Consider the following 26,238-nt stretch of genomic DNA (forward strand, 5'->3'; position numbering starts at 1 on the left):
CCACGAGGGGCTGCGCCGTTCGCCGGAACACTACTTCGCCGGCGACATCCACATGTCGATGACCGCGCTGAACACCTCCGTCCCCGCGCGGTCGCGCACACTCACCGTCACCGGCAGTGCATAGCCCTCGGCAGCGGCCACGATCGGCTGGGCCGGCAACGCCACCGCCTGCAGCGTCCCACGCGCCTTGGCCAGGTACTGCACCTGCATCCCCTTCGGGATCCAGCGCATGCCCTTGGGCAGCGACGCGTCGACCATCAACCCAGCGGTCAGTTCGGCCAGGTTGCACATCGCGATCGCGTGCACCGTGCCGATGTGGTTGCGCACCCTGCGACGGTCGGCCAGCGTGCCTTCGCAGCGGCCGTGTTCCAGGCGCGTGATGCGCGGTGCGATGCTGGCGAAGTAGGGCGCCTTCAGGCACACCGCGCGCGAGAACAGCCAGTTGCCGGCAGGCCAGCGCTGCAGGCGGTGGTAGAGCGAGAGCAGGGGCGTGGACATGATGGAGCTCCGGTCGTCGGATAGAACGACGGCGGGCCGAGGCCCGCCGTCGAAGGCAACGCGTGTCGCGGGCGATCAGGCCGCCTGCGAATGCGGGTCCTTGTGCTGGCGGTCGTAGTAGCTGGCCGCGCGCAGTTCGTGGGTGTCGAAGTCGTCCACGGTGATCGTGTCCAGGGTCAGCGTACGCAGCTCTTCCAGCAGGCTGCGCTCGTCCTGGGTGATCACGCCCTCGGCCACGGCCTCGTCCAGCTGGCTCTTGAAGTCCAGCGCTTCGATGCCCTTGCTCTTCAGCGCCTTCAGGAACTTGCGCTCCACTGGCTCGGCCATGATCGCCTTGCTCAGGTAGCTGTTGATGCGGCCGCCCGGGTTGTTCTCGCACGGGGTCAGGAACACGCCATTGGCCAGGCGGTCGCGGGCTTCGTTCGGCGCCATCAGCAGCGCAGCCACGCGACGGCTCAGGCGGTCGCCCGGCGCCTCGGCACGGCGGCCCAGCGGGAAGATCAGTGCCCACATCAGCCAGCCGATCGGACGGATCGGGAAGTTGCGCAGCGCGGCCGACAGCGATTCCTCGATCTTGTGCACGCTGTCATGGAAGGCCCAGGCCAGCAGCGGCTGGTCGGCCTGCGGCGCACCTTCGTCGTGGTAGCGCTTGAGCATGGCGCTGGTCATGTAGACATGGCTCAGCACGTCGCCCAGGCGGCCGGACAGCGATTCCTTGAACTTCAGCTTGCCGCCGAGGGTCATCATCGAGATGTCGGCCATCAGCGCCAGATTGGCCGAGTAACGGTCCAGCTTGCGGAAATAGCGGCGGGTGTAGGCGTCGCCGGGGGCGGCACCGAAGCGCGCGCCGGTCAGGCCGAACCAGAACGAACGCACGGCGTTGGAAATGCCGTAGCGGATGTGACCGAACAGGCTGCGGTCGAAGTCCTGCAGGCCGGCGCGGGTATCCGGATCCTGCGCGGCCTTCATTTCCTTCAGCACCCACGGGTGGCAGAGGATCGCACCCTGGCCGAAGATCAGCAGGCTGCGGGTCATGATGTTGGCGCCTTCCACGGTGATCGCGATCGGTGCGGCCTGCCAGCTGCGGCCGGCGAAGTTGCGCGGCCCCAGGATGATGCCCTTGCCGCCGATCACGTCCATCATGTCCGAGATCACTTCGCGGCTCATGGTGGTGCAGTGGTACTTGGCGATCGCCGACGGCACCGACGGCACGTCACCACGATCGACCGCCGCGGCGGTGGCCTGCGACAGCGCGCTGATCTTGTAGGCCTTGCCGCCGATGCGGGCCAGCGCTTCTTCCACGCCTTCGAAGCGGCCGACCGACAGGCCGAACTGCTTGCGGATGCGCGCATAGGCGCCGGTCACGGCAGCACCGGCCTTGGCACCACCGCTGGCGGTGGACGGCAGGGTGATCGAGCGGCCCACGGCCAGGCACTCGTTGAGCATGTTCCAGCCCTTGCCGGCCATGGCTGCGCCACCGATCAGCTGGGTCAGCGGAATGAACACGTCCTTGCCGCGGATCGGGCCGTTCTGGAAGGTCGAGTTCAGCGGGAAGTGGCGACGGCCGATTTCAACACCGGCGGTGTCGCGCGGCAGCAGGCCCAGGGTGATGCCGATGTCGCGGGTATCGCCGATCAGGCCATCCGGGTCGTACATGCGGAAGGCCAGGCCGATCAGCGAAGCGACCGGGGCCAGGGTGATGTAGCGCTTGTCGAAGGTCAGCTTGACGCCGAGCACCTGCTCGCCGTTCCACTCGCCCCTGCAGACGATGCCGTAGTCGGGAATGGAGGTGGCGTCGGAGCCGGCGAACGGGCCGGTCAGGCCGAAGCAGGGCACTTCGCGGCCGTCGGCCAGGCGCGGCAGGTACTGGTCCTTCTGTTCCTGGGTGCCGTAGTGCACCAGCAGTTCACCCGGGCCCAGCGAGTTGGGCACGCCGACGGTGGAGCTGACCACCGAAGACACCGAGGCCAGCTTCTGGATCACCTTGTGGTGGGCCAGCGCGGAGAAGCCCAGGCCGCCGTATTCCTTCGGGATGATCATGCCGAAGAACTTGTTCTTCTTGATGAAGGCCCACAGTTCCGGCGGCAGGTCGGCGTGGACGTGGGTGATTTCCCAGTCGTTGACCATCGTGCACAGCTCTTCGACCGGGCCATCGAGGAAGGCCTGTTCTTCGGCGGTCAGCTGCGGCTTGGGATAGTTGAGCAGGATGTTCCAGTCCGGATCACCGGTGAACAGCTCGCCCTCGAAACCGACCGAGCCGGTTTCCAGCGCGATGCGCTCGGTCTGCGACAGTGGCGGCAGCACCTTGCGGAACACCTTCATCATCGGGCCGGTCAGCAGCGGCTTGCGGATGAACGGCAGCAGCAGCGGCACGGCGATCACCGCCAGCACGGCAGCCGCGACGATCGTGGCGGTCTGGCTGACGTAGGGAATGAACCAGCAGGCGGCCAGCAGGGCCACGCTGATCAGCGTCCAGGTAACCAGCCGCATGCGGTGGTAGGCGACGAACGCGCCTGCCAGCAGCAGGGCGAGGAAGGGAAGAACGATGCTCATGAGCGTGCTCCGGTGACGTGCTCGTTTGTGGCGGACGAAGCCGCAGCGTCCGCTGCGGGCAACACGTCCAGATAGTCCAACACAGTAGCGGTAAAGGCGTCGTTGTCATCGCCAGCGACCATGTGCGTGGCCTGCGGCAGCTGCACATGGCGCGCGTGCGGTGCCAACGCCAGGAATTCGGCCACGGTCTGCGGCGTGACCAGATCGCTGCGGCCGCCGCTGACCAGCAGCAGCGGGCACTTCACCTGGCGTGCGGCCTCGGCCAGCGCGTCCTGGTGCTGCTCGCTGTCGCGGGCCAGCTCGGCCACCAGCCGCGGGTCCCAGTGCCAGCGCCAGCGGCCATGGCCGTCTTCGCGCAGCAGCGCACGCAGCGACTGCTCGGATTTGCGCGGGCGGTGCGGCATGTAGGCCGAGATCACATCGGCGGCCTGGGTCAGCGAGGCGAACCCATCGGGATGGGCGGTCATGAAGGCCAGGATGCGTTCGACGCCGGCGGTGTCCCAGCGCGGGGTGATGTCCACCAGCACCATCGCCGAGAACAGGCCCGGCCAGCGCGACTCGGCCAGCAGGCCGAACAGGCCGCCCATCGAGGCCGCCACCAGCACAGGCGGGCGCGGCTGTTCGCCGGCCAGCACGATCAGGTCATCGGCGAACTGCTCGCCGTGGTAGGGCAGCTCGGCGCCATTCCAGTCCGAGTCGCCATGGCCGCGGGCGTCGTAGGCCAGGGTCTGCAGGCCGGCTGCGGACAGGGCCCGGGCAGTGGCGTTCCAGGCGTGCCGGGTCTGGCCGAAGCCATGCGCGAACAGCACACGACCGCGGCGGCCGTGGTCGCTGGCGGTCGCCGCCAGGCGCGCGCCATGGGCAGCGTCCAGGCGCAGGTCATGGAACGCAGCAGGAGTAGGGGACGTAACCATACTTGCTAGTATGGATCGCTTCGAGGGGATGTCAATACTGCATGGTATGGTGCGCTGCGGAAGGCGCCTGGAGAGGGCTCCGGAGGAGCCTGTGACGGTTTCGGCCGCAACCGCGTACTGCAACGAACCCCGGCGTATGGTTAAATCAGTCCATGAATCAACCTGACGCTTCCGCCGGCGAACCGCGCGCCGGCCGCAACAGCCGCCTGAGTGCCGAAGACTGGGCCCAGGCGGCCCTCGATCTGATTGCTGAACAAGGTGTCGGCGCCGTCGCGGTGGAGCCACTGGCACGCCGTCTCGGGGTCACCAAGGGCAGCTTCTACTGGCATTTCCCGTCGCGCGATGCACTGCTGCAGGCGGCGCTGGAACGCTGGGAACTGTTCGAACAGGAACAGGTGTTCGGTAGCCTGGAAGATGTGCCGGATCCGCGCGTGCGCCTGCGCCAGCTGTTCCAGATGGTGGCGCACGAGGTACAGCCGCACATCATCTACAGCGAGTTGCTGAAGGCGCTGGACCACCCGATGGTGCGGCCGGTGATCGACCGCGTGTCGCAGCGTCGCCTGGATTACCTGATCGCCTCGTTCCGCCAGGCCGGGCTCAGTTCCACCGATGCGCGGCACCGTGCGCGCCTGGCCTACGCCGCCTACGTCGGCTTCCTGCAGTTGTCGTTGCAGCTGCAGCAGCCCAAGCAGGCGCGTGAGGACTTCGAAGCCTATGTCGAGCACCTGATCGAGACGCTGATCCCGAACGGATGAGCGCCACACGATGAGGTCACTGGAAGGCCGCGGCATTGCCGCGGCCTTTTTGCTGGGGGAGATGGCCTTCGCACGCTGCCGGCCACAAAGAACAACGGCCCCTTTCGGGGCCGTTGCTGAAGTCATCGATCAATCAACCGATCAGAACTTCTGCTGGTACTTCATGTAGACGAAGCGGCCGATGTCGTAGCCACCGTAGTACGAGTAGCCCGAGTTCGGCTGCGCGTAGGCCGGTGCCGACCAGTGGTCGAACACGTTGTTGGCACCCACGGCCACCGTCGCATTCCACGGCAGGTTGTAGGACACCTGCAGGTCGTGGAAGGTGTTGGAACCCAGTTCGTTCTTCGGCGTGATCTGGCCCAGGGTATCGGGCGAGCTGAAGTTCGGCAGGGTGCAGCGGTCGTCGAAGTAGCAGTCTTCCTTGGTGCCCGAGTAGTAACGGGCGGTCCAGGAGATCGACAGGTTGTCCAGCTGCCAGTTGACGGTCAGGTTCGAACGCAGGCGGAAGTTGCCCTCGAAACCGTTCAGCTGGGTCGGCGGATTGTCGGTGTTGTCCGACTTGATCTCGTTCTTGGTGACGTAGGTGTTCTGCAGCGAGGTGGTGAAGTTGCCGAAGCCGGTTTCGAAGCGATAGTTGACGTCGAAATCGAAGCCCTCGGTCTCCACGTAGCCGGCGTTGCGCAGCGCGAAGTCCAGCTGGGTGATGTTGCCGCTGGCATTACGAGTGAAGCCCACGCAACGCGACTCGATGCCGCGCAGGTAGCAGTCGTTCAGCAGGTCGGTCGGCGTATCGGCAACGATGGTGTTGTCGATGCGGATGTTCCACCAGTCCAGCGAGGTGTTGAAGCCGGTCAGGAAGCCCGGGCTCCACACGATGCCGATGGTCTTGGACTTCGACGTTTCCGGCGTCAGGCCCGGGGTCGAGCCGGTGACGAACGGCGTGTTGCTGGCCTCGCCCGGACCCGGGGCCGGACCGCTGGAGGACGTGTTCGGCTGGCGGAAGCCGGCCGGCACGTCGGCCAGGCAGCGTGCGTTGCCGGCAGCAGGGCCGAAGCTGGTGTCGCACGGGTCGGTGTAGTTCGGGAAGGTCTGCGAGATGCCGCCGTACAGGTCGGCCACGGTCGGCGCACGGAAGCCTTCCGACCAGGTACCACGGACCAGGATCGAATCGATCGGCTTCCACTTCAGGCCGAACTTGCTGTTCAGCGTATTGCCGAAGGTGTCGTAATCCGAGTAACGGGTGGCCGCGGTCAGGGTCAGTTCCTTCGCGCCCGGCAGGTCGGCCAGGATCGGAACCTGCAGCTCCAGGTAGGCTTCGTTGAGGTTGTAGCCACCCTGGGTCGGGCCTGCGGCCAGATCGGTGGAGATACCGGTCTGGGCCAGCGCATCGGGCGAGAACGAGCCGCTTTCTTCGCGACGCTCGATGCCCAGGGCCACGCCCAGGTCGCCTGCCGGCAGGGTGGCGATGGTGCCAGCGATGTTGGCGAAGTAGTTCTTGGTGGTGGTGCGCGACAACGCCTGGCCCGGCTGGTACAGGTAGGCCTGGACATTGGGGTCGGCCAAGCTGTTGGGCGCGTTGTAGCCGTTGGCGATCAGCGGGTTCCACGGGGTGCACGACCCGGGGCCGGTACCCAGCGGAATCGGCGAGTCCGGCGTGCCGCACTGCGCCTGGCCGTTGGCGTTGATGAAGGACGGGCCGGTGGCCTGGCCAACGGCGTAGGTGTTCAGGTTACCCGTGCTGATCTGGGTGCCCTTGTTCTGGTTGTACAGATAGCCGGCTTCCCAGTCCCAGTAGCGCTCGCCGGTCTGGAAGGTGCCGCTGAACACACCGGTGAAGCGGGTGGTGGTCAGGCTGTTGCGGACTTCGCGCGGCACTTCCCAGCCACGACGCACGTACTGGACGTCTTCGCCGACCGGGTTGAACACGCTGTCGGCGGACAGGCCATTGGCGCTCAGGGCGAAGTCGTCGCTGAAGAATGGATAGCCCGCGTTCTGCGCGAACGAATCACGGTCGGTGTACAGCACGCTGGTGTCGAAGCGCACGTTGTCGGTGAAGTCGAAGCGGCCGTTCAGGAACGCCGACTTGCGCTTGATGCCGCTGTACACGGTCGACGCCAGCGCCGGGTTGGAAACGTCGATGGTCGGGTCAACCAGGCGATAGCTGGAGAACTGCGACGGATCCAGGCCCGGAACGTCGCGGCGCAGCGTGTAGAGCTGGTTGTTGTAGACGAATCGGCCCCACTGCGAGGTGCCGGACAGGCCGCCCGGACGCGGATCGCCCTTCTCGCCGGTCGGGAAGCGGTTGCGGGAGAACCAGCGGTCCTTGGCCCATACCGGATCTTCGTTGGTGTACTCGACACCGGCAGTCAGCGAGCCACGCTCACCACGGAAGCCCATGATGAAATCGTAGTTCTCGCGCTTGCCGTCGCCCTGGTCCCACTGGCCGATGTAGACGTTGGCTTCGGCACCCTCGAAGTCCTTGCGGGTGATGATGTTGACCACGCCGGCAATGGCGTCCGAACCGTAGATGGTGGACGCGCCGTCCTTCAGCACTTCGATGCGCTCGACCATCGCCGACGGAATCGAGGCAACGTCCTGCAGGCCGTCGTTGGTGATGCCGAGGCGGCGGCCATCGATCAGGATCAGGGTGCGGTTCGCACCCAGGTTGCGCAGGTCGATGTAGTAACCGCCGACCGCTTCGCCCGAGCTGAGCGGGGAGGTACGGCTGATGGCGGGCGAACCGGCGGCCGGGATGTTCTGCAGGATGTCGGCGACCGACTTGAAGCCCTGCTTCTCGATCTGGTCGCGGCTGATGGTCATCACCGGCTGGGCGGTTTCGGTATCGACCTGGCGGATGCGCGAACCGGTGACCTCGATACGGTCGAGGTTGGTGGCTTCCTGGGCGTGGGCCGTCGCGGTGCTGGCACCGGCGACAAGCGCGATCACAACTGCGTCACGCAGCTGGCTGGACTTGAGTTTCATTGGCTCTCTCTCTCCAAGAAATCTTGGCTGGGGTTTATGCCCGGCGGGGGAGCGAAAGAGCGCTCCCAAATCGCGAGGCTGACCCGATAGTAGCGGGCGTTCGCCAAGAATTAAAGCTGCGTTAATCAAGCCTGTGATTTTGGTAAATTACCCCTTATTTCTTTGAAATCAACATCTTGCGTACCTAGCTATATGGCCGTGCCTCGTTTGTTAACGCAGAATGACGAAAAAAGTTACGTTTGATATGTACCGCAGTATGTCATCGCGTTATTCCAGGTATCCCGGGGCCTTGACGCGTGCATCAAAAAGCACGCGGCGCACATGCGCAGCGGGCGCCTTTCGGCGCCCGGCAGGAACAACGGGGAATACGGCCGCGGCCGTGGAGACGGTTCAGAGATCCTGTTCGTAGCGCACGTACGGTACGGTGCCGTCGTCGTTGCTTTCATTGCGCGGCGAGAACGGATTCTTGCCACGGCTGATCACGTTCTCGGCACCAACCGTCAGCTGGCCGGACCACGGCGTGCGCCAGGTCAGGCCGATGCCCAGGCCTTCCCACTTGCCCGGCTTGCCGGGCACATCCACGACGCGGCCGATGATGCTGCCGGTGAAATTGCCATAGCCGGCGCCGATGCTCAGGCTCTTGCTGTCCCAGCGGTCGACCAGTGCCGGCGACGCATCGGCCAGCGGCACCAGGCGTGCCTTGGCGTAGGTGCCGGCGATGGAGACGAAGCCTTCGCGGCCGATGTTCTTCTGCGCGAACACGGTCAGATCGTTCTGTTCGGTGCGCAGCGACGGGGTCTTGTTCGGCCCGGCCAGCCATGCCGGCAGCGTCTCGCGGCCGGTGCCGGCGGTGATGCCCAAGCGGCTGTTGCCACGGTTCAGCGCCGCGGTGCCGGTGAAACGCCGGCTGTTGAGGTCGTCGTCATCCCCCAGGCTGGCCAGCATGCAATGGCTGGCGAGGCCGCTCATGCTGGTACCGCTGCTGCTGTTGCAGAGCAGGCCGAGGGAATCGCCCGAGGACAGGCCGAAGGCGGCGTCCAGCGAATTGCGGCCGAAGTGCCAGCGGGCGCCGGCCGCCTGTTCGCCGGTCGGCTCCAGATACAGCAGGGCCTCGACCTTGCCGCTGCCCTTGTTCCACACCGGCAGCACGGTGCGGGTGTCCTTGCTCTGCGCGTGCACGCCCGTGATCGCGCCAAGGGCGATCAGCAGGGCCAGCGGTAGACGCAGGAAGGTACGCATCGGACCAGTTCAGACAGGGACGGACAAAGGAAGTTCCCGTGGGGACGGGAACTCGATCCTAGGGTGTTTATGAATTCTTAACAAGCCTTGATCCTCCCCAGGTACAAGACTGCCGTTCACTGAAGGCGTTCAGGCGCGGGCACTGCCCCCTTGGCGCCGTGGAACAGTATGCCGAACTCCGTCAATGGAAAGTGATACTCACGCCCGCAGAATTCGCATCGCACTTCGACCGCGCCGGTGTCCACCGCAGCGGCGCGTGCTTCTTCCTCACCCAGCGACTGCAGCATGGCCTCGACCCGCTCGCGCGAGCAGGAGCAGGCGAACGACAGCGGCTTGTCGCCCAGCAGCTCCGGGCGCTCCTCGTGGAAGAGCCGGTGCAGCAGCTGGTCGGCCGGGGTGGCCAGCAACTCAGCCTTGCCCAGGGTCTCAAACAGGGCGCTGGCGCGTGCCCAGCCGTCCTCGTCGCCCTCGTCACCCGGCAGTTTCTGCAGCAGCAGGCCGGCCGCGCCGTTGCGGTCGGCGGCCAGCAGCAGGCGGGTCGGCAGCTGCTCGGACTGGCGGAAGTAGTCCTCGAAGGCCTCGTCCAGTTCCGGCGCGGTCAGCCCGACCAGGCTCTGGTAACGCTGCGGTTCGCGCGGGTCCAGGCCGGGGTTCTCGATGGTGATGGCGAGGATGGCGTCATCGCCCAGGCCGGACAGGTCACGCGGGGCGTCCTCGCCTTCGCTGAGCTGGGCGATGCCGCGCAGGGTACCGGCAGCGGTGCACTCGGCGAACAGGGTGCGCAGGGCGCTGCTGCTGCGCAGCTGGATCGACAGGCGGCCGTCGATCTTGGTGTGGCCGGTGAACAGCGCGGCCGCCACGCAGGCCTCGCCCAGCAGTTCGGCGGCAGCATCCGGATACTGGGCGTGGGACAGGATTTCCTGCCAGGTGGCCTGCAGGCGTACATGCACGCCGCGGACACCGGCGTCGGGCAGCAGGAAGCGGATCAGGGAATCGGAGTTGGCGGTCATCGGCTCACATCGCGCGTAAACGGGGGCGGTTGCCGGATAATGCGCCGACAACCAGACAGAAGAAGGATGCACCAGTAATGGGGGCAGGGGGAGAGCAGCACAAGGTAGAGCCCATGGCGCCGCCGCCGCGTCGTCGTCGCTGGCGCTGGAAATACCTGCTGTGGCTGCCGCTGCTGCTGGCCGCGTTCAGCTGCCTGCAGGTGCTGGTGCTGCGCTTCATCGATCCGCCCGGATCCACCGTGATGCTGTGGCGCTATGGCGAGGCGCTGGCAGAGGCGGACTGGTCCTACCGGCTGCACTATCAATGGCGTGACCTGGACCAGATGGCGCCGAGCCTGCCGATTTCACTGGTGGCGGCCGAAGACCAGCGCTTCCCCGAGCACAACGGCTTCGACCTGCAGGCCATCGAGAAGGCCCGCGACCACAACGCCCGCGGCGGGCGCCTGCGCGGGGCCAGCACGATCAGCCAGCAGGTGGCCAAGAACCTGTTCCTGTGGCAGGGCCGCAGCTGGATCCGCAAGGGCCTGGAGGTCTGGTACACCGTGCTGATCGAGGCCATGTGGCCCAAGCAGCGCATCCTGGAGATGTACGCCAACATCGCCGAATTCGGTGATGGGGTGTATGGCGCGCAGGCGGCAGCGCAGAAATTCTGGGGCAAGGATGCCGCGCGCCTGAGCCCGGCCGAGAGCGCACGGCTGGCGGCGGTGCTGCCGGCACCGCGGCGCTACAACGCGGCCGCGCCTGGGCCATATGTGCAGCGCCGCGCGGCGTGGATCCAGCGCCAGGCGCGCCAGCTGGGCGGCGCCGGTTACCTGGCCGAGGACTGAGTGCGCGTGCTGCCCGGCCGGCGCATGGCGTGCGCCCATGCAACGTACAATCCGGGCATGACCCGCGAACGGCTTACTTTCGTCATCGCTGCCTACAACGAGGCGCTGGCACTGCCCCTGCTGCATCCGCGCCTGTGTGCGGTGCTCGACGGCATGCCCGACCTCGACGGCCACATCCTCTATGTGGACGACGGCAGCCACGACGACACCTGGCAGGTGATCGCCGGGCTGGCCGAGGGCGATGCGCGCGTTTCGGCGCTGCGGCTTTCGCGCAACTTCGGCAAGGAGGCCGCGCTGACCGCCGGGCTGGACCTGGTGCGCGAAGGCGCGGCGATGATCCTCGACGCGGATGGCCAGGACCCGCCGGAGCTGGTGCCGCAGTTCGTCGCGCGCTGGCGCGAGGGCCATGACAACGTGTACGGCACGCGCATGGCCCGCGACGGCGAGGCCTGGATCAAGCGCGCCACCGCGGCGATGTTCTACCGGGTGATGGGGCGCCTGTCACGCACGCCGATTCCCGCCGATACCGGTGACTTCCGCCTGCTGTCAGCGCGCGCGTTGAGCGCGCTGCGCGAGATGCGCGAGCGCCATCGCTTCATGAAAGGGCTTTTCAGCTGGGTCGGCTTCAAGCGTATCGCCGTGCCCTACCATCGCCATGCGCGGGTAGCCGGGAGCAGCAAGTTCAGCCTGTGGCGGCTGTGGAACTTCGCGCTGGAGGGCATTACCGGATTCTCGACGGTACCGCTGCGCGCCGCCACCTACCTGGGCCTGGCGACGGCGGCAGTGGCGTTCGTATTTGGCCTGTGGGTGATTGTAAAGGCGGCGCTGTACGGGGATCGCGTGGCCGGCTGGCCGACGATGATGGCGGTGATCCTGTTCCTGGGCGGCGTGCAGCTGATCGCGCTGGGCCTGATCGGCGAGTATTTGGGGCGGCTGTACGAGGAATCCAAGCAGCGGCCGCTGTACCTGGTTGACGCCTGGCTAGCATCGGCCGTGGCAGACTCGGCCCTGCAACCCACTCCTGGAGGGCAGGCAGATGACCACGGTACGGCAACTGTTGGACGGCAAGTCTCCTGAAGTTCATGCGGTCGCGCCGGATGCGGCGGTGATCGATGCGATCCGGCTGATGGCGGAGAAGGGCATCGGGGCGGTGCTGGTGATGGATGGCCCGCGACTGGTCGGCATCCTGTCCGAGCGCGATTACGCGCGCAAGATCGTGCTGCGCGATCGTTCCTCACGCGATACGGCGGTGGCCGAGATCATGACCGCACAGGTGGTGACGGTTTCACCGGGCGAGCAGGTGGAGCACTGCCTGCAGCTGGTGACCGACTATCGCATCCGCCATCTGCCGGTGGTGGAGGGCGCGCAGGTGCTGGGGGTGATTTCCATCGGTGACCTGGTGAAGTCGGTGATCGATGCGCAGCGGCGCGAGCTGGACCAGCTGCAGCAGTACATCGTGGCGGGATGAGTGTGTGTCGCTGGCGGGCCTGCGGCCCGCCGGCCCGCTTTTCGAAGCTCAAAGCCAAAGCCAAAGCCAAAGCAGCGCCTATCTGATACGTCGGGAGGCGGAGGGTGCGGCTGGGCAGGACACGCCGTAAACCCATCCATGGGGGCTCGATCGGCGCATCCATGCGCCTCACGGTCCTGCCCAGCCGCACCCTCCGCCTCTGGACACGTTCCTGCGAGCGCGGTGCGCACATGCGCGGTGCCTCGCCTTTGGTAGCTGCCAACCTTGGTTGGCAACAGCTTTTGAGTTTGCTTTTTTCTTCTGACTTTGAATTTCCGCTCTCGTTCCGCGCGCGCAGGAAACGGTCACCCGTCCCCCTCAAGCCACGCTTGATTCAGGCGCCGCGAACAATGCTTCTACTTCGCATACTGCCCACCGCAGTCAGCATCCTTGCCCGGCCCCAGTTCGATGGTCGCCAGCAAGGCCGCCGGCGGGGCGATGCTGCCCAGCGCCAGGGCCACCGCGCCGCGGATACCCAGTGCCTTGAAATCCGGGCGGAACGAGGGGTCCTTGAACGTGCCGCTGATATGCAGCGGCGAACGCAGCACCAGGATGCTCCTGTCCTTCGGGCGTGGCTTCAGCAACAGGTCCAGCGTCTCCCCGCGCAGGTTGACCGTGCCCTCGCCGATGAGGATCGTGTCGGTGGTGTCTACCGCCAGTGCCTGGCTGGTCATCAGCCCGTCGCGCACGCCGAAGTCGGCGAAGGCGCAGCGCAGGGGAATCTGCTTGTCGCCGGTCACCAGGAATTTCAGCGATTCGGTGATATCCAGCCCGGCCAGTTCCATTACCAGGTTGCCGACATGGCCACGGCCCATCGCCAGCCCGACCTTGCCGCTGCTGCTGCCCAGCATCGCGGCGATCGAGTTGCCACGGCCCCTCAGGTCCACCTCGCCGCCGATGCCGCCCTTGGCCTGTTCGGCCAGCTTGGCGTCCGGGAACAGCTGACCCAGTTGCACGCCGCGCACGCTGGCCTTCAGCGCGGTGGTGATCTGCGGTTGGCGCGCGTCCATGCGGATCGCGCTGCGGATATCGCCACCGGCGACGCCGAAGTTCAGCGGGTCCAGGCGCAGGAGGCCGTCGTCGAGCAGCAGGTGCGCGTCCATATCGTCCAGCGGCAGCGACGGTGCATTGATGCGATGGGCCTTCCAGCGCACGTCGGCATCCATCGCGCGCAGCTTGCCCAGGTTGTAGGGGGTATCGGGCAGTACCTTGGCGCTGGCGGCAACTCGGGCGGCCTCGGCCTTCTGCTGCGCATTGGCGGTCTCACCGCCGCCGGTCCGGGGCGGGGCGCCGACGAAGCCGGCCAGATCGTCAAAGTCCAGGCGGCGCGACTCCAGCGTGGCGGTCAGTCGCGGCCGCGCGCGTCCCACTTCGAACTGCAGGTTGCCGCCCAGATCACTGTCGCCGACCTTGCCGGTGAAGCCGTCGTAGCGCCAGAGGCTGTGATCCCGCTTGAGGCGGCCGTTCAATGCATAGGGGGGCGACGGTGGAATGGCAATGCCCAGCAGCGGGTAGAGGTCGGCAAGGTCCTGCCCGCTGAGTGCGAACTGCAGGTCGAACACGCGCAGCTGGAACGGGTTGGTCAGCGTGCCGCTGGCCACCGCGTGGGTGGCGCCGGCGCGACCGTCGAGGTGGATGCGGAACGGGTGGTCGCTGTCGGTCAGCTCCAGCGGTGATTCAGTACCACCACGCAGGTTGAACGGATTGCCCTGCCAGTGTCCCTTGCCCTGCACCAGCAACGGTGGCGCAGCGTCGGCCTGCTTCGGCTGGCCGCTGCGCACGTCCACGCGGATATCCGTGCGGCCGAGCGCATCGAGGAACTGCAGGCGACCGTCGTCGATGCGCAGGCGCTTGAGCTGGGGGCTCGTTCCGCCGGCACGGTCGCCAAGGAAATCCCAGTTGCCCGGGTCGCCCTTGCGCGGCGCGGTTTCCAGCAGCACGTCCGGCCGGGTCAGGCGCACTTCGGGCAGCTGCACGCTGCCGCGCAGCAGGGGCCACACCCGCACGTCGATCTCGACGCGGTCTGCGCTGGCCATATCGGGTTGTTTCGCCCAGCTGGCATTGGCGAAGGTGACCGCATCGGCGCGGATCGTGCTGGTGCGGCCGAGGTCGACATCCAGGTTCCCGATGTGCAGTACACGGCCGGTACGCGCCTGCACTGCGCGCTCGACCGGCCCCTTGAACCAGTTCCAGTCCCACAACGCGATCAGTACCAGGATTGCCGCCAGCAGGAAAATCAGGATCGTGAGCCAGCGCCGGCCTCGTGGGCCGGGGCGGCGGACGCGCCAGCGGGTCGTGCGCTTTGCGGCAGGGGAAGTGGCAGCATTCACGCTGCCATGGTTGCCCCGTCTTCGTGGACAGGGCGCGAAGCGTCCATGTGCATGGCGTGCACGCGCCGCCCGCGAGCGGCCGTTTACAGCACCTGCATGGTGACCGCGACGAAGTGGCAGACGCTGCCGCCGATCACGAACAGGTGCCAGATGGCATGCGAGTACGGGATCGATTCACGGTGGTAGAAGTAGGTCCCCAGCGTGTACGACAGGCCGCCGGCGAACAGCCAGGTGAGGGTGCCGCCATCGATCGAGGCCCACATCGGCTTGATCGCCACGACCACCAGCCAGCCCATGGCGATGTAGATCACCGTCGAGAGCACCTTGAAGCGGCCGGTGTAGAACAGCTTGAACACCACCCCGCCCAGCGCGAGCGCCCAGATCGCGCTGAACAGGCCCCAGCCCCACGGACCGCGCAGGCCGATCAGGGTGAACGGGGTATAGGTGCCCGCGATCAGTACATAGATCGCGCAGTGGTCGAACACCTTCAACCGGCCCTTGGCGACCGGATGCTGGATGGCGTGGTACAGGGTGGAAGCGGTGTACAGCAGCAACAGCGCGATGCCGAATACGATCGCACTGGCCAGCTGCCAGCCGTCGCCGTAGATCGCCGCCAGGGTGATCAACACCGCGCTGGCGGCCAGGGCGAATACCGCGCCCAGGCCATGGGTCAGGGCGCTGGCGATTTCTTCACGGATCGAAGCAATGGACGTCGTGGACATGGCGTAGGCATTGTTCGCGGGGAGGGGGACCCGCACCCCCCTATCATCGCCGCGATGGGCGATGCGTGCACGCCTGTCACCGTATGGTGCGTGAATCCCTGCGTTGCGACGGCGGGGTCAGAGCCCTTTCCTTGCGGAAAGGGATCCGCCCCCGTGGCATCAGCCTGCCGAAACGGTGTGCGCCGCCTCGCGGGTGGCCGAGAAGCGCACGTCCGGTGAGCGTTCCTGCGCCAGCTGCAGGTTGACCCGGGTCGGTGCGAGGTAGACCAGGTGGCCGGCGGCATCCAGGGCCAGGTTCAATGCGTTCTTCTCGCGGAACTCTTCCAGCTTCTTCTCGTTGCTGCAGTGAACCCAGCGCGCAGTGGTCACGCTGACCGGCTCGAAGGTGGCTTCCACGCCGTACTCGTCCTTCAGGCGGTAGGCGGCCACGTCGAACTGCAGGACGCCGACCGCGCCCAGGATCAGGTCGTTGCTGGTCAACGGGCGGAAGAACTGGGTCGCGCCTTCTTCGGACAGCTGGGCCAGGCCCTTCTGCAGCTGCTTGAGCTTGAGCGGATCACGCAGGCGCGCACGGCGGAACAGTTCCGGGGCGAAGTTGGGGATGCCGGTGAAGGTCACCGCTTCGCCTTCGGTGAAGGTATCGCCGATGGAGATGGTGCCGTGGTTGTGGATGCCGATCACATCGCCCGGCCACGCTTCGGCGGCGATCTCACGGTCGCTGGCCATGAAGGTCAGCGCGTTGGCCAGCTTCATTTCCTTGCCGGTGCGCACGTGGAAAGTTTTCATGCCGGCGCTGAAACGGCCGGAGCAGACGCGCATGAAGGCGACGCGGTCACGGTGCTGCGGGTCCATGTTGGCCTGGATCTTGAACACGAAGCCGGTCAGCTTGTTCTCCTCCGGTGCGATCTGGCGGCCGGTGGTGGAACGCGCCTGCGGCGACGGGGCATGCTCGACGAAGAAGTCCAGCAACGGCTGCACGCCGAAGTTGTTCACGCCCGAACCGAAGAACACCGGGGTCTGCTTGCCGGCGCGGTAGGCCTCCAGGTCGAACGGGTGGCTGGCACCCTGCACCAGTTCCAGTTCGTCGCGCAGGTCGGCCAGCATCTGTGCACCGATCTTCTCGGCCAGGCCGGGGGCATCGATGGACGGGAAGATGGTCGAATCCTGGCGGGTGAAGTTGCGGCCCGGCTCGTACAGGTGCACTTCGCCGGTCAGCAGGTGGACCACGCCCTTCAGGCGCTGGCCCATGCCGATCGGCCAGGTCACCGGCGCACACTGGATGCCCAGCACGGTTTCCACCTCATCCAGCAGCTCGATCGGGTCCTTGCCCTCGCGGTCGAGCTTGTTGATGAAGGTCATGATCGGGGTGTCACGCAGGCGGCACACTTCCATCAGCTTGATGGTGCGCTCTTCCACGCCCTTGGCCACGTCGATCACCATCAGCGCCGAGTCCACCGCGGTCAGCACGCGGTAGGTGTCCTCGCCGAAGTCGGCGTGGCCGGGGGTGTCGAGCAGGTTGACGATCTTGCCTTCGTACGGGAACTGCATCACCGAGGAGGTGACGGAGATGCCGCGCTCCTTTTCCAGCGCCATCCAGTCGGAAGTGGCGTGGCGGGCAGCCTTGCGGCCCTTGACCGAACCGGCCATCTGGATCGCGCCTCCGAACAGCAGCAGCTTTTCGGTCAGCGTGGTCTTGCCGGCGTCAGGGTGGGAAATGATGGCGAAGGTGCGGCGACGCGACGCTTCGGTGGCGACTTCGGACATGGCAGTGGCGCCCGCCCGGGGCGCTTTTCAAAGAGATAAGCGCCCGATTATACCGGCCAGGGCCGGTCAGCGCCCGGTGCCGCCCGCGGCCTCGCCCTGGCGGGCGAACTGCAGCTGGCCCTGTCCGGTGAAGATGCGCACCGGCACCGAGCGCAGGCCCATGCCACGGTTGACCTGCACCACGAAGTGCAGATGCGGTGCGCTGCTGAAGCCGCTGTTGCCGGACAGGCCGAGCGGCTGCCCGGCCTGCACCGCCTGGCCACGGCGCACGCGCATGCCCGCGGCCTGCAGATGGCCATACAGGGCCATGCTGCCATCGCTGTGCAGAACGCGGACGAAGTTGGCGCGGCCGCCATCGCGTTCGCGGTCCTGGCCGTTGCCACGGAAACCATCCTGGATCTGCATCACCGTGCCCTCGCGCGCAGCCAGCACCAGGGTGCCCTCCGGCAGGGCGAAATCGACCGCGTCGCGGTTCTCTTCATCGTCGTGGCTGAAGTGGCCCTGCGGCGCCTGGTCCACGCGCAGGCGGGCGGCATCGAAGGGCAGGCGATAGGCGACATCTTCGGCCTGTGCGGCGGGGTTGCCCGGCACCGATTGCAGGCGCAGGTCCAGCGGGTGGCCATCGATCGGGGCGGGCAGATGGCCGACCACCAGGCTGCTGTCGCCCTGGATCAGTGACTGCACTGGCAGGCCGTCGACCGGGTGGCCGGGGGCCGCGCGCAGCTCGATCTGCACCGGCCCGGCCAGTGCATTGTCGACCCGTGCCTGCCATTGCCCGCCCAGGGCCTGCAGGCGCAGCCGGGCCATCGGCGTGGCGAGCTGCGCCGCACCGCTGCCGGTGGCCTGGCCCGGCGCAGGCAACAGGCCCCAGCCCCGCCGCCAATCCTCTGCCTGTACGGGCGCGCTCGCCAGCAGCAGCAACAGCAGGCAGATCAGGGGCGGGCGCGGCAGCGACATCGGTGTTCCAGGGGCCAGGCGAAGGGTTGGCGCGACTGTACCCGATCCTGAACGGGGCGGCCGGGACCGGATGCGCGGAATGGCTACGGAAAATATCCATCGCTTTATCCGCATGAAGGGATTGACAGTGCCGGAAAGGGCTGGCATCGTGGCTCCACCATCGAGACCGGCAGAGGGACAGGCCCTTTGAAGCCGGGGCAGCCCGCAGGCGCGCAAGCATCTGCGTAGGTGCCAAATCCTGCGGGGACCGTGGCGTCCACCGAAAGATGGTTCGAACCATGCACCGCAGGTGCATCTCGAACGCGAGCCCCGCGAAGGCTCGATGGCCGATTCCCCAACCGGATCCCGCCATGAGCTTCGCTGCCAGTACCGCCGTTCGCCCCGAACCCTTTGTCCCCGTCAGCGTGCCGGTCGAAGACCGCGTGCACGCCGGACGCGGTGAGTTCGCCGCGGTGCTGTCGATGCGCCACGCCGGCCCCAGCCCGGTGCGCCTGCGCTACGAATGGGTGGGCCCGGCCAACGCGCCGGTGGTGGTGCTGGCCGGTGGCATTTCCGCCCACCGCCATGTGGCCTCCAGCGCGCAGTTCAGCGAGAAGGGCTGGGCTGAAGACCTGGTCGGCAATGGCCGCGCGCTGGATCCGCAGCAGCTGCGCGTACTGGCGTTCGACTTCATCGGTGCCGATGGTGCGCTGGACGTACCGATCGATACCGCCGACCAGGCCGATGCGCTGGCCCTGCTGCTGGACCACCTCGGCATCCGCACGCTGAAGGCCTTCGTCGGCTATTCGTATGGCGCGCTGGTCGGCCAGCAGTTCGCGATCCGTCACCGCGCCCGCGTGCGCCAGCTGGTGCTGGCCAGCGGCGCGCATCGCCCGCATCCCTATGCCGCCGCGTGGCGCGCGCTGCAGCGCCGTGCGGTCGCCCTCGGCCAGCTGCAATGCGGCGAGGACCACGGCCTGGCGCTGGCCCGGCAGTTCGCCATGCTCAGCTACCGCACCCCGGAAGAATTCGGCGAGCGCTTCGACGCTGCGCCGGAAGTCATCAATGGGCGCGTGCGCGTGGCCGCCGAAGATTATCTCGACGCCGCCGGCGCGCAGTACGTCGCGCGCACGCCGGTGACCGCCTACCTGCGCCTGTCCGAATCGATCGACCTGCACCGCGTCGACCCCAGCGCGATCCTGCCACCGACCGTGGTGGTGGCCGTGGAGGGCGACCGCCTGGTGCCGCTGGCCGACCTGGTCGGCCTGGTCGAAGGCCTGGGCCCGCGCGGCAGCCTGCGCGTTCTGCGCTCGCCCTACGGCCACGACGCCTTCCTCAAAGAAACCGATCGCATCGACGCGATCCTCGCCACCGCCTTCCGCACTTCTGGAGAGTCCGCATGAGCCTGCACGCAAACGAGCCGTCCTGTAGTCGCACCACTGCCGCCGTCCGTGCCGGCATCGATCGGGATACCGCGCATGGCGCGGTCACGCCGCCGATCGTGCTGTCGTCGAACTTCAGCTTTGAAGGCTTCGGCAACAAGCGCCAGTACGACTACACGCGCAGTGGCAACCCGACCCGCGACCTGCTGGGTGAGGCGCTGGCCGAACTGGAAGGGGGCGTCGGCGGCGTGGTCACCGCCACCGGCATGGGGGCGATCAACCTGGTGCTGAACGCGCTGCTGCAGCCAGGCGATACCCTGGTGGTGCCGCATGACGCGTACGGCGGCAGCTGGCGCCTGTTCAACGCCCTGGCGAAGAAGAGCCACTTCGAACTGGTCACCGCCGACCTGACCGATCCGCGCGCGCTGGCGCAGGCGCTGGCCACCCAGCCGAAGCTGGTGCTGGTGGAAACCCCGTCCAACCCGCTGCTGCGCATCACCGACCTGCGCTTCGTCATCGATGCTGCGCACAAGGCCGGTGCCCTCGTCGTGGTCGACAACACCTTCCTGTCGCCGGCGCTGCAGCAGCCGCTGTCGTTTGGTGCGGACCTGGTGCTGCATTCCACGACCAAGTACATCAATGGCCACAGCGATGTAGTGGGTGGCGCAGTGGTTGCGCGTGATCCGGCGCTGCACGAGCAGCTGGTGTGGTGGGGCAACGCGCTGGGCCTGACCGGTTCGCCGTTCGATGCGTTCCTGACCCTGCGCGGCCTGCGTACGCTGGATGCGCGCCTGCGCGTGCACCAGGAGAACACCGCTTCGATCGTCGCCCTGCTGGACCAGCATCCTGCGGTGGGCAGCGTCTATTACCCCGGGCTGGCCGATCACCCCGGCCACGCCATCGCCGCCCGTCAGCAGAGTGGCTTCGGCGCAATGCTGTCGTTCGAGCTGGCCGACTGCGAAGGTGACGATCCGCATGCCGCCGTGCGTGCGTTCGTTGACGGCCTGCGTTGCTTCACCCTGGCCGAATCGCTGGGCGGCGTGGAAAGCCTGGTCGCGCACCCGGCCACCATGACCCATGCGGCGATGACGGCCGAAGCGCGCGCCGCTGCCGGTATCAGCGAGGGCCTGCTGCGCCTGTCGGTCGGTATCGAGGCCGAGCGTGACCTGCTGGCCGATCTCGGCGCGGCGCTGCAGCGCGCCGAAGTGGTGATCGACGCGGCCGCGCGCCGCAAGCAGGTGGTGGACGCATGAACGCACTGGCCGCTGACATCCCCGCGCTGGGCACCGGACGCCTGGCGCTGCTCGGCACCGGCATCGTGGGCTCGGCTTTCGTGCAGCGTTACCAGGCGTTGCAGGCACGTGGGCTGGAACTTCCCCATGTGCAATGGTTGGCCAATTCGCGCACCGCACTGGCGATCGATCGCGATCTGGCGCTGCCGTTGGAACTGGCGCGGCGCGCGCCCCGTGACGGCCAGCGGTCGCCGCCCTGGTCCAGCGCCGAAGGCCTGGAGCGGGGTGACCTGGTGGTCGATGCAACGGCCAGCGAGGACGTGGCCGCCCGCCACGCGCACTGGTTGGCGCGCGGCGTGCACGTGGTGACGGCCAACAAGCTGGGCCGGGGCGCGCAGCTGGCACGTGCGCAGGCGATTGCTGAAAGCTGCGCCGACAGCGGCGCGCGCTATGGCGACAGCGCCACCGTGGGCGCGGGCCTGCCGTTGTTGAGCAGCCTGCGCGCACTGGTGGCCGGGGGTGATCACATCCATGCCATCGAAGGGGTGCTGTCCGGTTCGCTGGCCTGGCTGTTCCATCGCTATGACGGCCAGTCGCCGTTTTCGACGGCGGTGCGCGAAGCACTGGCGGCCGGATATACCGAACCCGATCCGCGCCTGGACCTGTCCGGCGAGGACGTGCGCCGCAAGCTGCTGATCCTGGCGCGCAGCAGCGGGCTGGCGCTGGATGCCGCGCAGGTGCAGGTGGATTCACTGGTGCCGGACGCATTGGCAGCGTTACCGCTGGAAGCGGCCGTCGCAGCGTTGGAGCAGTTGGATGCGCCGCTGCAGGCGCGTTGGCGGCAGGCGCGCGACAATGGCTGCGTGCTGCGCTTTGTCGGCCGCGTGGATGGCGAGGGCGCGCAGGTGGGCCTGCGTGAACTGCCCGCCGATCATCCGTTGGCGCAGGGCGCAGGTACCGACAACCGCGTGGCCATCCACAGTGATCGCTATCAGCGCCAGCCGTTGTTGATCCAGGGCCCGGGCGCGGGCGCGGAAGTCACTGCCGCTGCGCTGCTCGATGACGTGCTGCGCATCGTCGGCTGATCGCACCGCCTCTGTAGCGCCGAGCCTACGCTCGGCGTCTTCTGACAGACTCCCTCCTGCCGGATGAGCCGAGCGTGGGCTCGGCTCTACAGGGGAGGGCGGCCGTTCAATGCGTCTTCAACGCCTTCAGCAACGCCGCATTGAACTGCTCTGGATCCTGCACCTGCGGCGAATGGCCCAGCGCGGCGAACTCGACCAGCGTCGCGCCGGGAATCGCTGCCGCCGCGGCCCTGCCCAGCGCCGGATAGTTGCCCAGCCTTGCCTTCAGGTCCGGCGGTGCCAGGTCGCGGCCGATGGCGGTGCGGTCCTTCTGCCCGATGAACAGCGTGGTCGGTACCTGCACGTTCTTCAGCTCGTACACCACCGGCTGGTTGAACACCATGTCCGAAGCCAGGGCCTGGCTCCATGCAACGGCCTGCTTGCCCGGCCCGTCATACATGCCCGACTGCATCCGCGCCCACGGCTCGTAGGCGGGCTTCCAGGTGCCGTCGTAATACACGTCCAGCTGGTAGCGGCGGATGCTGTCATAGCGGGTCTTCAACTCGCCGGCATACCACGCATCCACGCTGCGCCACGGCACACCGAGTGCCTTCCAGTCTTCCAGCCCGATCGGATTGACCAGCGACAGGCTGCGCAGGTCCCGTGGGTACATCAGCGCATAACGCACCGCCAGCATGCCGCCCATCGAGTGGCCGACCAGATGCACCGGCACATTCCCCAGCTGCAGGTGCTGCAGCAGCGCATGGGTGTTGGCCGCCAGCTGCGCGAAGGTGTACTGGTAGCGCTCGGGCTTGCTGGACTTGCAGAAACCCACCTGGTCCGGGGCGATCACCCGGTAGCCGGCCGCCAGCAGTGGCGTGATCGACTCCTTCCAGGTCGCCGCGCAGAAGTTCTTGCCATGCAGCAGCACCACCACACCAATCGGCGCCTGTTTCGGCGAGAGGTCCAGATAGGCCATCTCCAGCGGCTGCCGTTGCGACTCCAGTGCGAAGATCTTCACCGGATAGCCGTAGTCGAAGCCCTCCAATCGCGGGCCGTAACTGGGGGCGGCGAGGGCAGGCAAGGGCAGGAGGGCGAGCAGGGCTGCCAGGGGCATGCGCATCGATCAGAACCGGTTGGAGGATTCCCGCGAGCCTAGCGGCAATTCGATGACGATGCACTGACGGCGCGCACGTCCTCGAATGGCCCTGCACCAGTCGCGGGCAGGTGCGAGGTGAGCGGTCACACGTCGTTAGGTTTTCGTTGCGGCAATCGGATCGGTCCTAGAAGCAACGGCGTTCGAAGTGTCTAGGATCATGCGTGGATCATCATCGATGAGGGGCCATGATCGAGACTCAAGAGGTTGCACTGCGCGTCATCGTGCTGGAAGGCGACCAGTTCGTTCGCGACTGCGTGCTTCTTTCCCGTTTGCGTGTGCATGGATTCGACGTTGCCGGCAGCGCGACTGTGGCCGGACTGGAGGCGCTGATGGAAGTGCGCCAGGCCGATGTCGTGGTTCTGGCCGTCGACCTGCCCGATGGCGACGGCTTCAACGTGGTGCACTTGCTGCGCCAACGGCATCCCGCACTGGGCGTGGTGATGCTTACCGGTCGGCACGGCACGACGGATTGCGTGCGCGGCCTTGTGCAGGGCGCAGACGCCTATCTGACCAAGCCGGTGGATATCAATGTCCTGGTGGCGACGCTGTACAGCCTGGGGCGGCGCCTGCAACAGCAGAATTCGCCCGAGGCGGAACGCTACTGGCGGCTGGATCCCGGCGCGTGGCGTCTGCTGCCCCCGCGTGGTGGCGGCATCTCGCTGACGCGCAGTGAGCGCGCACTGCTCCGCAACCTGTTCGCCCAGCCAGGCGATGTGGTGCAGCGCGAACACTTGATCGCCGCACTCACCCCGGATGTGTTCGATTTCGACCCGCATCGACTGGATTCACTGATCCATCGCCTGCGTCGCAAAGTACGTGCTGCGTGCGGTGGCCCATTGCCGCTGACCACAGTGCATGGCGAGGGCTACGTATTCAACCCCTGGGGATCGCACAATCGCTGACGCATGGCGGACGCATCGTCTGATGCGTGCTGATGCGTCCGTCTGCGTGCTGCTTGCTGCGGTGAGATTGCGGTGAGGAATGAGTGAGTTGGTGTGCGTGACTGCTGCTTGACCGAGCGATAGGTTCATCGTGCCGGTGAGGCCGCCTGCGCACTGCGACAGCCCGCCCTCCGGTCTGAAGTTTCGACGTCCCTGGTCCCAGAAGGTGCGGGCAGCTGCCCATGCGCCGACGGGATTGCCTTGCCGCACGTTTCAGGAGAGAGATACGCATGAACAGGATTTTCCGTCGGGTGTGGAATCGCGCCCTGGGCCAACTGGTGGTGTGCTCCGAATTGGCTCATCGCAGCGGACGCGCCGGTGCACGCAGGCTGCGTCCCATGGTGGGTGCCGGCACGATGCTGCCGATGCTGGCACTGGCCGCGCCGCCCACGCTCTCGCCGCAGGCGCTGCTGTGCGCGCCGACTGACCTGGTGTGCATGGTCGAATCGGCGCTGGGCGATGCCTACTTGAAACTCAACGGTGCCGGTGATGGCAGTGATGACGCGATCGCCAGCGGTGAAGCGGCAATCGCGCTGGGCGTGAATACCCGCGCGACCGGCAACGCGAGCACGGCGGTCGGCTCGCTGGCACAGGCCATCGGCGTGGGGGCAACTGCCTTCGGCGAAAGTGCGGCAGCTATTGCCGATGCGGGTACCGCAATCGGCCAGGGCGCACTGGCGGCCGGATTCGGCAACACCGCGCTGGGGGCGGGTGCTGAAGCGACGGCCGACCAAGCGGCGACGGCGCTGGGTGCGTTGAGCCTGGCCGAAGGCCAGGGCGCCACCGCCCTTGGTGGTGACGCCCAGGTTTACGGTGCCGGTGGTCTGGCAGCCGGTTTCAATGCCGGCACCAACGGCGAAGCCGGCGTGGCACTGGGCGCGCGTTCACGCGCATTGGGCGGCGACTTTGCCGTGGCTGTCGGCGGTTATGCCAGCGCAGTGGGTGAAGGTGCCACCGCCTTGGGGGCGGCCAGCATTGCCGAAGGCGAGCGCAGCACGACAGTGGGTTTCCAAGCCGAAGCGCATGGCGAGGGCGCCACAGCGACGGGTGCAGACAGCCGTGCGCTGGGGGCTTCAACTGCGGCGTTCGGCAGCGCAGCGTCAGCGGTTGCCGACGATGCCACCGCGCTGGGTACCACCGCGCTGGCCGCCGCGCAGGGCAGTGTTGCGGTGGGTAGTGCGGCCACGGCACTGGGTAACCACTCCGCAGCGCTGGGCTATGGCGCCGTCGCTGCGGGCGCCTCGTCGGTGGCCGTAGGCGATTCCGCCGATGCTGAAGGTGCTGGCTCCGTCGCCGTGGGCGTTGGCGCGCAGGCCGGCGGGTATGCCGCTGCGGCACTGGGGGCCCAGGCCCTGGCGACTGGCAACTCATCACTGGCGCTGGGAGTGCAGTCGGTGGCAGCGGGGCCGGCAGCAGTGGCGCTGGGTTGGAATTCGATCAGCAACGGTGACTTCTCCACAGCCCTGGGCCCGGCAGCGTATGCGTCTGGTGCGGGTGCGCTGGCCGCTGGCATGGGCGCCATTGCGGAAGGTTTCCGGGGCACCGCTCTGGGCTACGCGGCCGAGGCGGGCGGCGACAGCAGCGTCGCCATTGGCGGCCAGTCCACCTGTGAGCGCTTCTGCATCCCCTTCACTACGCAGGCGCAGGGACTCAACAGCGTTGCGCTGGGTGCAGGCGCCATCGCCTTTGGCAATCACGCAACGGCGCTGGGCGCGCTGTCGTTCGCCAGTGGCGACAACAGTATTGCGTCCGGCGCGAACGCCCGTGCCGAGGCTGCGGACAGTGTATCGCTGGGCGTCAATTCGCGTGCTGCGGTGTCCGGTGCGGTCGCGCTGGGCGCAGGCTCGGTCGCAGAGCGTACCAATGCGGTCTCGGTGGGCAACAGTGGCACGCAGCGGCAGATCATCAATGTGGCCGCTGGTACCGAGGGCACCGATGCGGTCAACGTTGATCAGCTCAATGAAGCGAAGGCACAGGCGGGGAACGTGCGGTTTGTTGCGGTGGATGCAGCGACCGATGGCAGCGCCGATGCGGTCGCGAGCGGTAACGACGCCACGGCCATCGGCAGCAGTGCATTCGCTGATGGCGAGGGCAGCCTCGCTGCTGGCCAGCAGGCCAATGCGCTCGGTGCCGGCGCGATCGCACAGGGCGCTCAGTCGCTGGCGATGGGCGATGCCGCGATCAGTCTCGGTTCGCTGAGCACTGCCACGGGGCAGAACGCCATCGCCATCGGCCAAGGCGCTTCAGCGCTTGATGACTCCAATACTGCAGTCGGCGGAACCTATGTGGGCCTGGTCAACAACCAGCCGGCCGTGCAGGCGACCAGTGCCAGCGGCCAGGGCGCATCTGCCTTCGGTGCGGGTTCGCAGGCTGGCGGTGGCTGGTCGACGGCGGTGGGGGCTGGCTCTTATACACAACTCCGC

The 26,238-nt window shown here is 67.1% G+C and carries 20 protein-coding genes and 1 riboswitch; of the genes, 9 read left to right on the top strand and 11 right to left on the bottom strand.

All coding sequences use genetic code 11. The features are described from left to right. Positions 1-30: 30 nt before the first annotated feature. The 3 genes from ARC23_RS10960 to ARC23_RS10970 all read right to left on the bottom strand — a co-directional run bounded on the left by ARC23_RS10960 (position 31) and on the right by ARC23_RS10970 (position 3,965). Entirely contained in the window at positions 31-498 is a 468-nt protein-coding gene (locus ARC23_RS10960; protein ID WP_057497270.1) for a hotdog fold domain-containing protein, read from the bottom strand. Positions 499-573: 75 nt separating this feature from the next. Beyond that, positions 574-3,051: an acyl-CoA dehydrogenase gene (locus ARC23_RS10965; RefSeq protein ID WP_057497271.1), complete on the bottom strand. Its 2,478-nt coding sequence runs from the start codon at positions 3,049-3,051 to the stop codon at positions 574-576. After that, positions 3,048-3,965 (bottom strand): alpha/beta fold hydrolase, encoded by a 918-nt coding sequence (locus ARC23_RS10970; RefSeq protein WP_057497272.1) that lies wholly within the window; start codon positions 3,963-3,965, stop codon positions 3,048-3,050. Before ARC23_RS10970 ends, ARC23_RS10965 begins: the two co-directional genes overlap by 4 nt. Before the next feature lie 152 nt (positions 3,966-4,117). Between ARC23_RS10970 and ARC23_RS10975 the strand changes: the two genes are divergently transcribed. Further along, entirely contained in the window at positions 4,118-4,720 is a 603-nt protein-coding gene (locus ARC23_RS10975) for a TetR/AcrR family transcriptional regulator (protein WP_006464233.1), read from the top strand. Positions 4,721-4,861: 141 nt separating this feature from the next. On the opposite strand, the gene ARC23_RS10980 is transcribed toward ARC23_RS10975, so the two are convergent. The 3 genes from ARC23_RS10980 to hslO form a co-directional block, all read right to left on the bottom strand. Then, positions 4,862-7,702, bottom strand: coding sequence for a TonB-dependent receptor (locus tag ARC23_RS10980; RefSeq protein WP_057497273.1), 2,841 nt, complete (start codon positions 7,700-7,702; stop codon positions 4,862-4,864). A gap of 390 nt (positions 7,703-8,092) precedes the next feature. Then, on the bottom strand, positions 8,093-8,941 hold the full coding sequence (locus ARC23_RS10985; RefSeq protein ID WP_057497274.1) for an XOO1806 family protein: 849 nt from the start codon (positions 8,939-8,941) through the stop codon (positions 8,093-8,095). Between the two features lie 116 nt (positions 8,942-9,057). Then, positions 9,058-9,951, bottom strand: a complete 894-nt coding sequence (gene hslO / locus ARC23_RS10990; RefSeq protein WP_057497275.1) for an Hsp33 family molecular chaperone HslO — start codon at positions 9,949-9,951, stop codon at positions 9,058-9,060. Positions 9,952-10,028: 77 nt separating this feature from the next. Between hslO and mtgA the strand changes: the two genes are divergently transcribed. From mtgA to ARC23_RS11005, 3 genes are read left to right on the top strand one after another with little or no spacing between them, the layout of a single operon-like run. Continuing rightward, the gene (mtgA, locus tag ARC23_RS10995) at positions 10,029-10,778 is read left to right on the top strand and encodes a monofunctional biosynthetic peptidoglycan transglycosylase (RefSeq protein WP_057497276.1); all 750 of its coding nucleotides are present in this window, start codon (positions 10,029-10,031) and stop codon (positions 10,776-10,778) included. Positions 10,779-10,835: 57 nt separating this feature from the next. Continuing rightward, entirely contained in the window at positions 10,836-11,855 is a 1,020-nt protein-coding gene (locus ARC23_RS11000; RefSeq protein ID WP_057497277.1) for a glycosyltransferase family 2 protein, read from the top strand. Further along, the gene (locus ARC23_RS11005) at positions 11,815-12,246 is read left to right on the top strand and encodes a CBS domain-containing protein (protein WP_012511858.1); all 432 of its coding nucleotides are present in this window, start codon (positions 11,815-11,817) and stop codon (positions 12,244-12,246) included. The genes ARC23_RS11000 and ARC23_RS11005 overlap by 41 nt, the downstream gene beginning before the upstream one ends. Before the next feature lie 395 nt (positions 12,247-12,641). Here ARC23_RS11005 and ARC23_RS11010 read toward each other — a convergent pair whose 3' ends face one another. The 4 genes from ARC23_RS11010 to ARC23_RS11025 form a co-directional block, all read right to left on the bottom strand. Beyond that, positions 12,642-14,615 carry an AsmA family protein gene (locus tag ARC23_RS11010; RefSeq protein WP_057497278.1) on the bottom strand — a complete coding sequence of 658 codons (1,974 nt, stop codon included), beginning with the start codon at positions 14,613-14,615 and terminating at the stop codon, positions 12,642-12,644. An 83-nt stretch (positions 14,616-14,698) separates the two neighbouring features. Further along, on the bottom strand, positions 14,699-15,337 hold the full coding sequence (gene trhA / locus ARC23_RS11015; RefSeq protein WP_057497279.1) for a PAQR family membrane homeostasis protein TrhA: 639 nt from the start codon (positions 15,335-15,337) through the stop codon (positions 14,699-14,701). Between the two features lie 159 nt (positions 15,338-15,496). Then, entirely contained in the window at positions 15,497-17,101 is a 1,605-nt protein-coding gene (locus ARC23_RS11020) for a peptide chain release factor 3 (RefSeq protein WP_057497280.1), read from the bottom strand. A gap of 66 nt (positions 17,102-17,167) precedes the next feature. After that, positions 17,168-18,052: a M23 family metallopeptidase gene (locus tag ARC23_RS11025; RefSeq protein ID WP_057497287.1), complete on the bottom strand. Its 885-nt coding sequence runs from the start codon at positions 18,050-18,052 to the stop codon at positions 17,168-17,170. Between the two features lie 160 nt (positions 18,053-18,212). Next, positions 18,213-18,331: riboswitch (SAM riboswitch) on the top strand. A 77-nt stretch (positions 18,332-18,408) separates the two neighbouring features. On the opposite strand from ARC23_RS11025, the gene metX reads away from it, so the two are divergent. Genes metX through ARC23_RS11040 form a run of 3 tightly spaced genes read left to right on the top strand, consistent with a single transcriptional unit; the run spans position 18,409 to position 21,736 of the window. Continuing rightward, the gene (gene metX / locus ARC23_RS11030; RefSeq protein ID WP_057497281.1) at positions 18,409-19,440 is read left to right on the top strand and encodes a homoserine O-succinyltransferase MetX; all 1,032 of its coding nucleotides are present in this window, start codon (positions 18,409-18,411) and stop codon (positions 19,438-19,440) included. Further along, positions 19,437-20,672 (top strand): O-succinylhomoserine (thiol)-lyase, encoded by a 1,236-nt coding sequence (locus tag ARC23_RS11035; RefSeq protein ID WP_057497282.1) that lies wholly within the window; start codon positions 19,437-19,439, stop codon positions 20,670-20,672. The genes metX and ARC23_RS11035 overlap by 4 nt, the downstream gene beginning before the upstream one ends. Further along, positions 20,669-21,736, top strand: coding sequence for a homoserine dehydrogenase family protein (locus ARC23_RS11040; protein ID WP_057497283.1), 1,068 nt, complete (start codon positions 20,669-20,671; stop codon positions 21,734-21,736). Before ARC23_RS11035 ends, ARC23_RS11040 begins: the two co-directional genes overlap by 4 nt. A 106-nt stretch (positions 21,737-21,842) precedes the next feature. On the opposite strand, the gene ARC23_RS11045 is transcribed toward ARC23_RS11040, so the two are convergent. After that, positions 21,843-22,838: an alpha/beta fold hydrolase gene (locus ARC23_RS11045; RefSeq protein WP_057497284.1), complete on the bottom strand. Its 996-nt coding sequence runs from the start codon at positions 22,836-22,838 to the stop codon at positions 21,843-21,845. Between the two features lie 221 nt (positions 22,839-23,059). On the opposite strand from ARC23_RS11045, the gene ARC23_RS11050 reads away from it, so the two are divergent. Both ARC23_RS11050 and ARC23_RS11055 read left to right on the top strand, forming a co-directional pair. Then, on the top strand, positions 23,060-23,776 hold the full coding sequence (locus tag ARC23_RS11050; RefSeq protein WP_057497285.1) for a response regulator transcription factor: 717 nt from the start codon (positions 23,060-23,062) through the stop codon (positions 23,774-23,776). Positions 23,777-24,045: 269 nt separating this feature from the next. Beyond that, a partial coding sequence (locus tag ARC23_RS11055; protein WP_275044129.1) for an ESPR-type extended signal peptide-containing protein occupies positions 24,046-26,238 on the top strand: 2,193 nt, incomplete at its 3' end.

It is taken from the genome of Stenotrophomonas beteli (assembly GCF_001431665.1).
In the GTDB taxonomy this organism is placed as follows: Bacteria; Pseudomonadota; Gammaproteobacteria; order Xanthomonadales; family Xanthomonadaceae; genus Stenotrophomonas; species Stenotrophomonas beteli.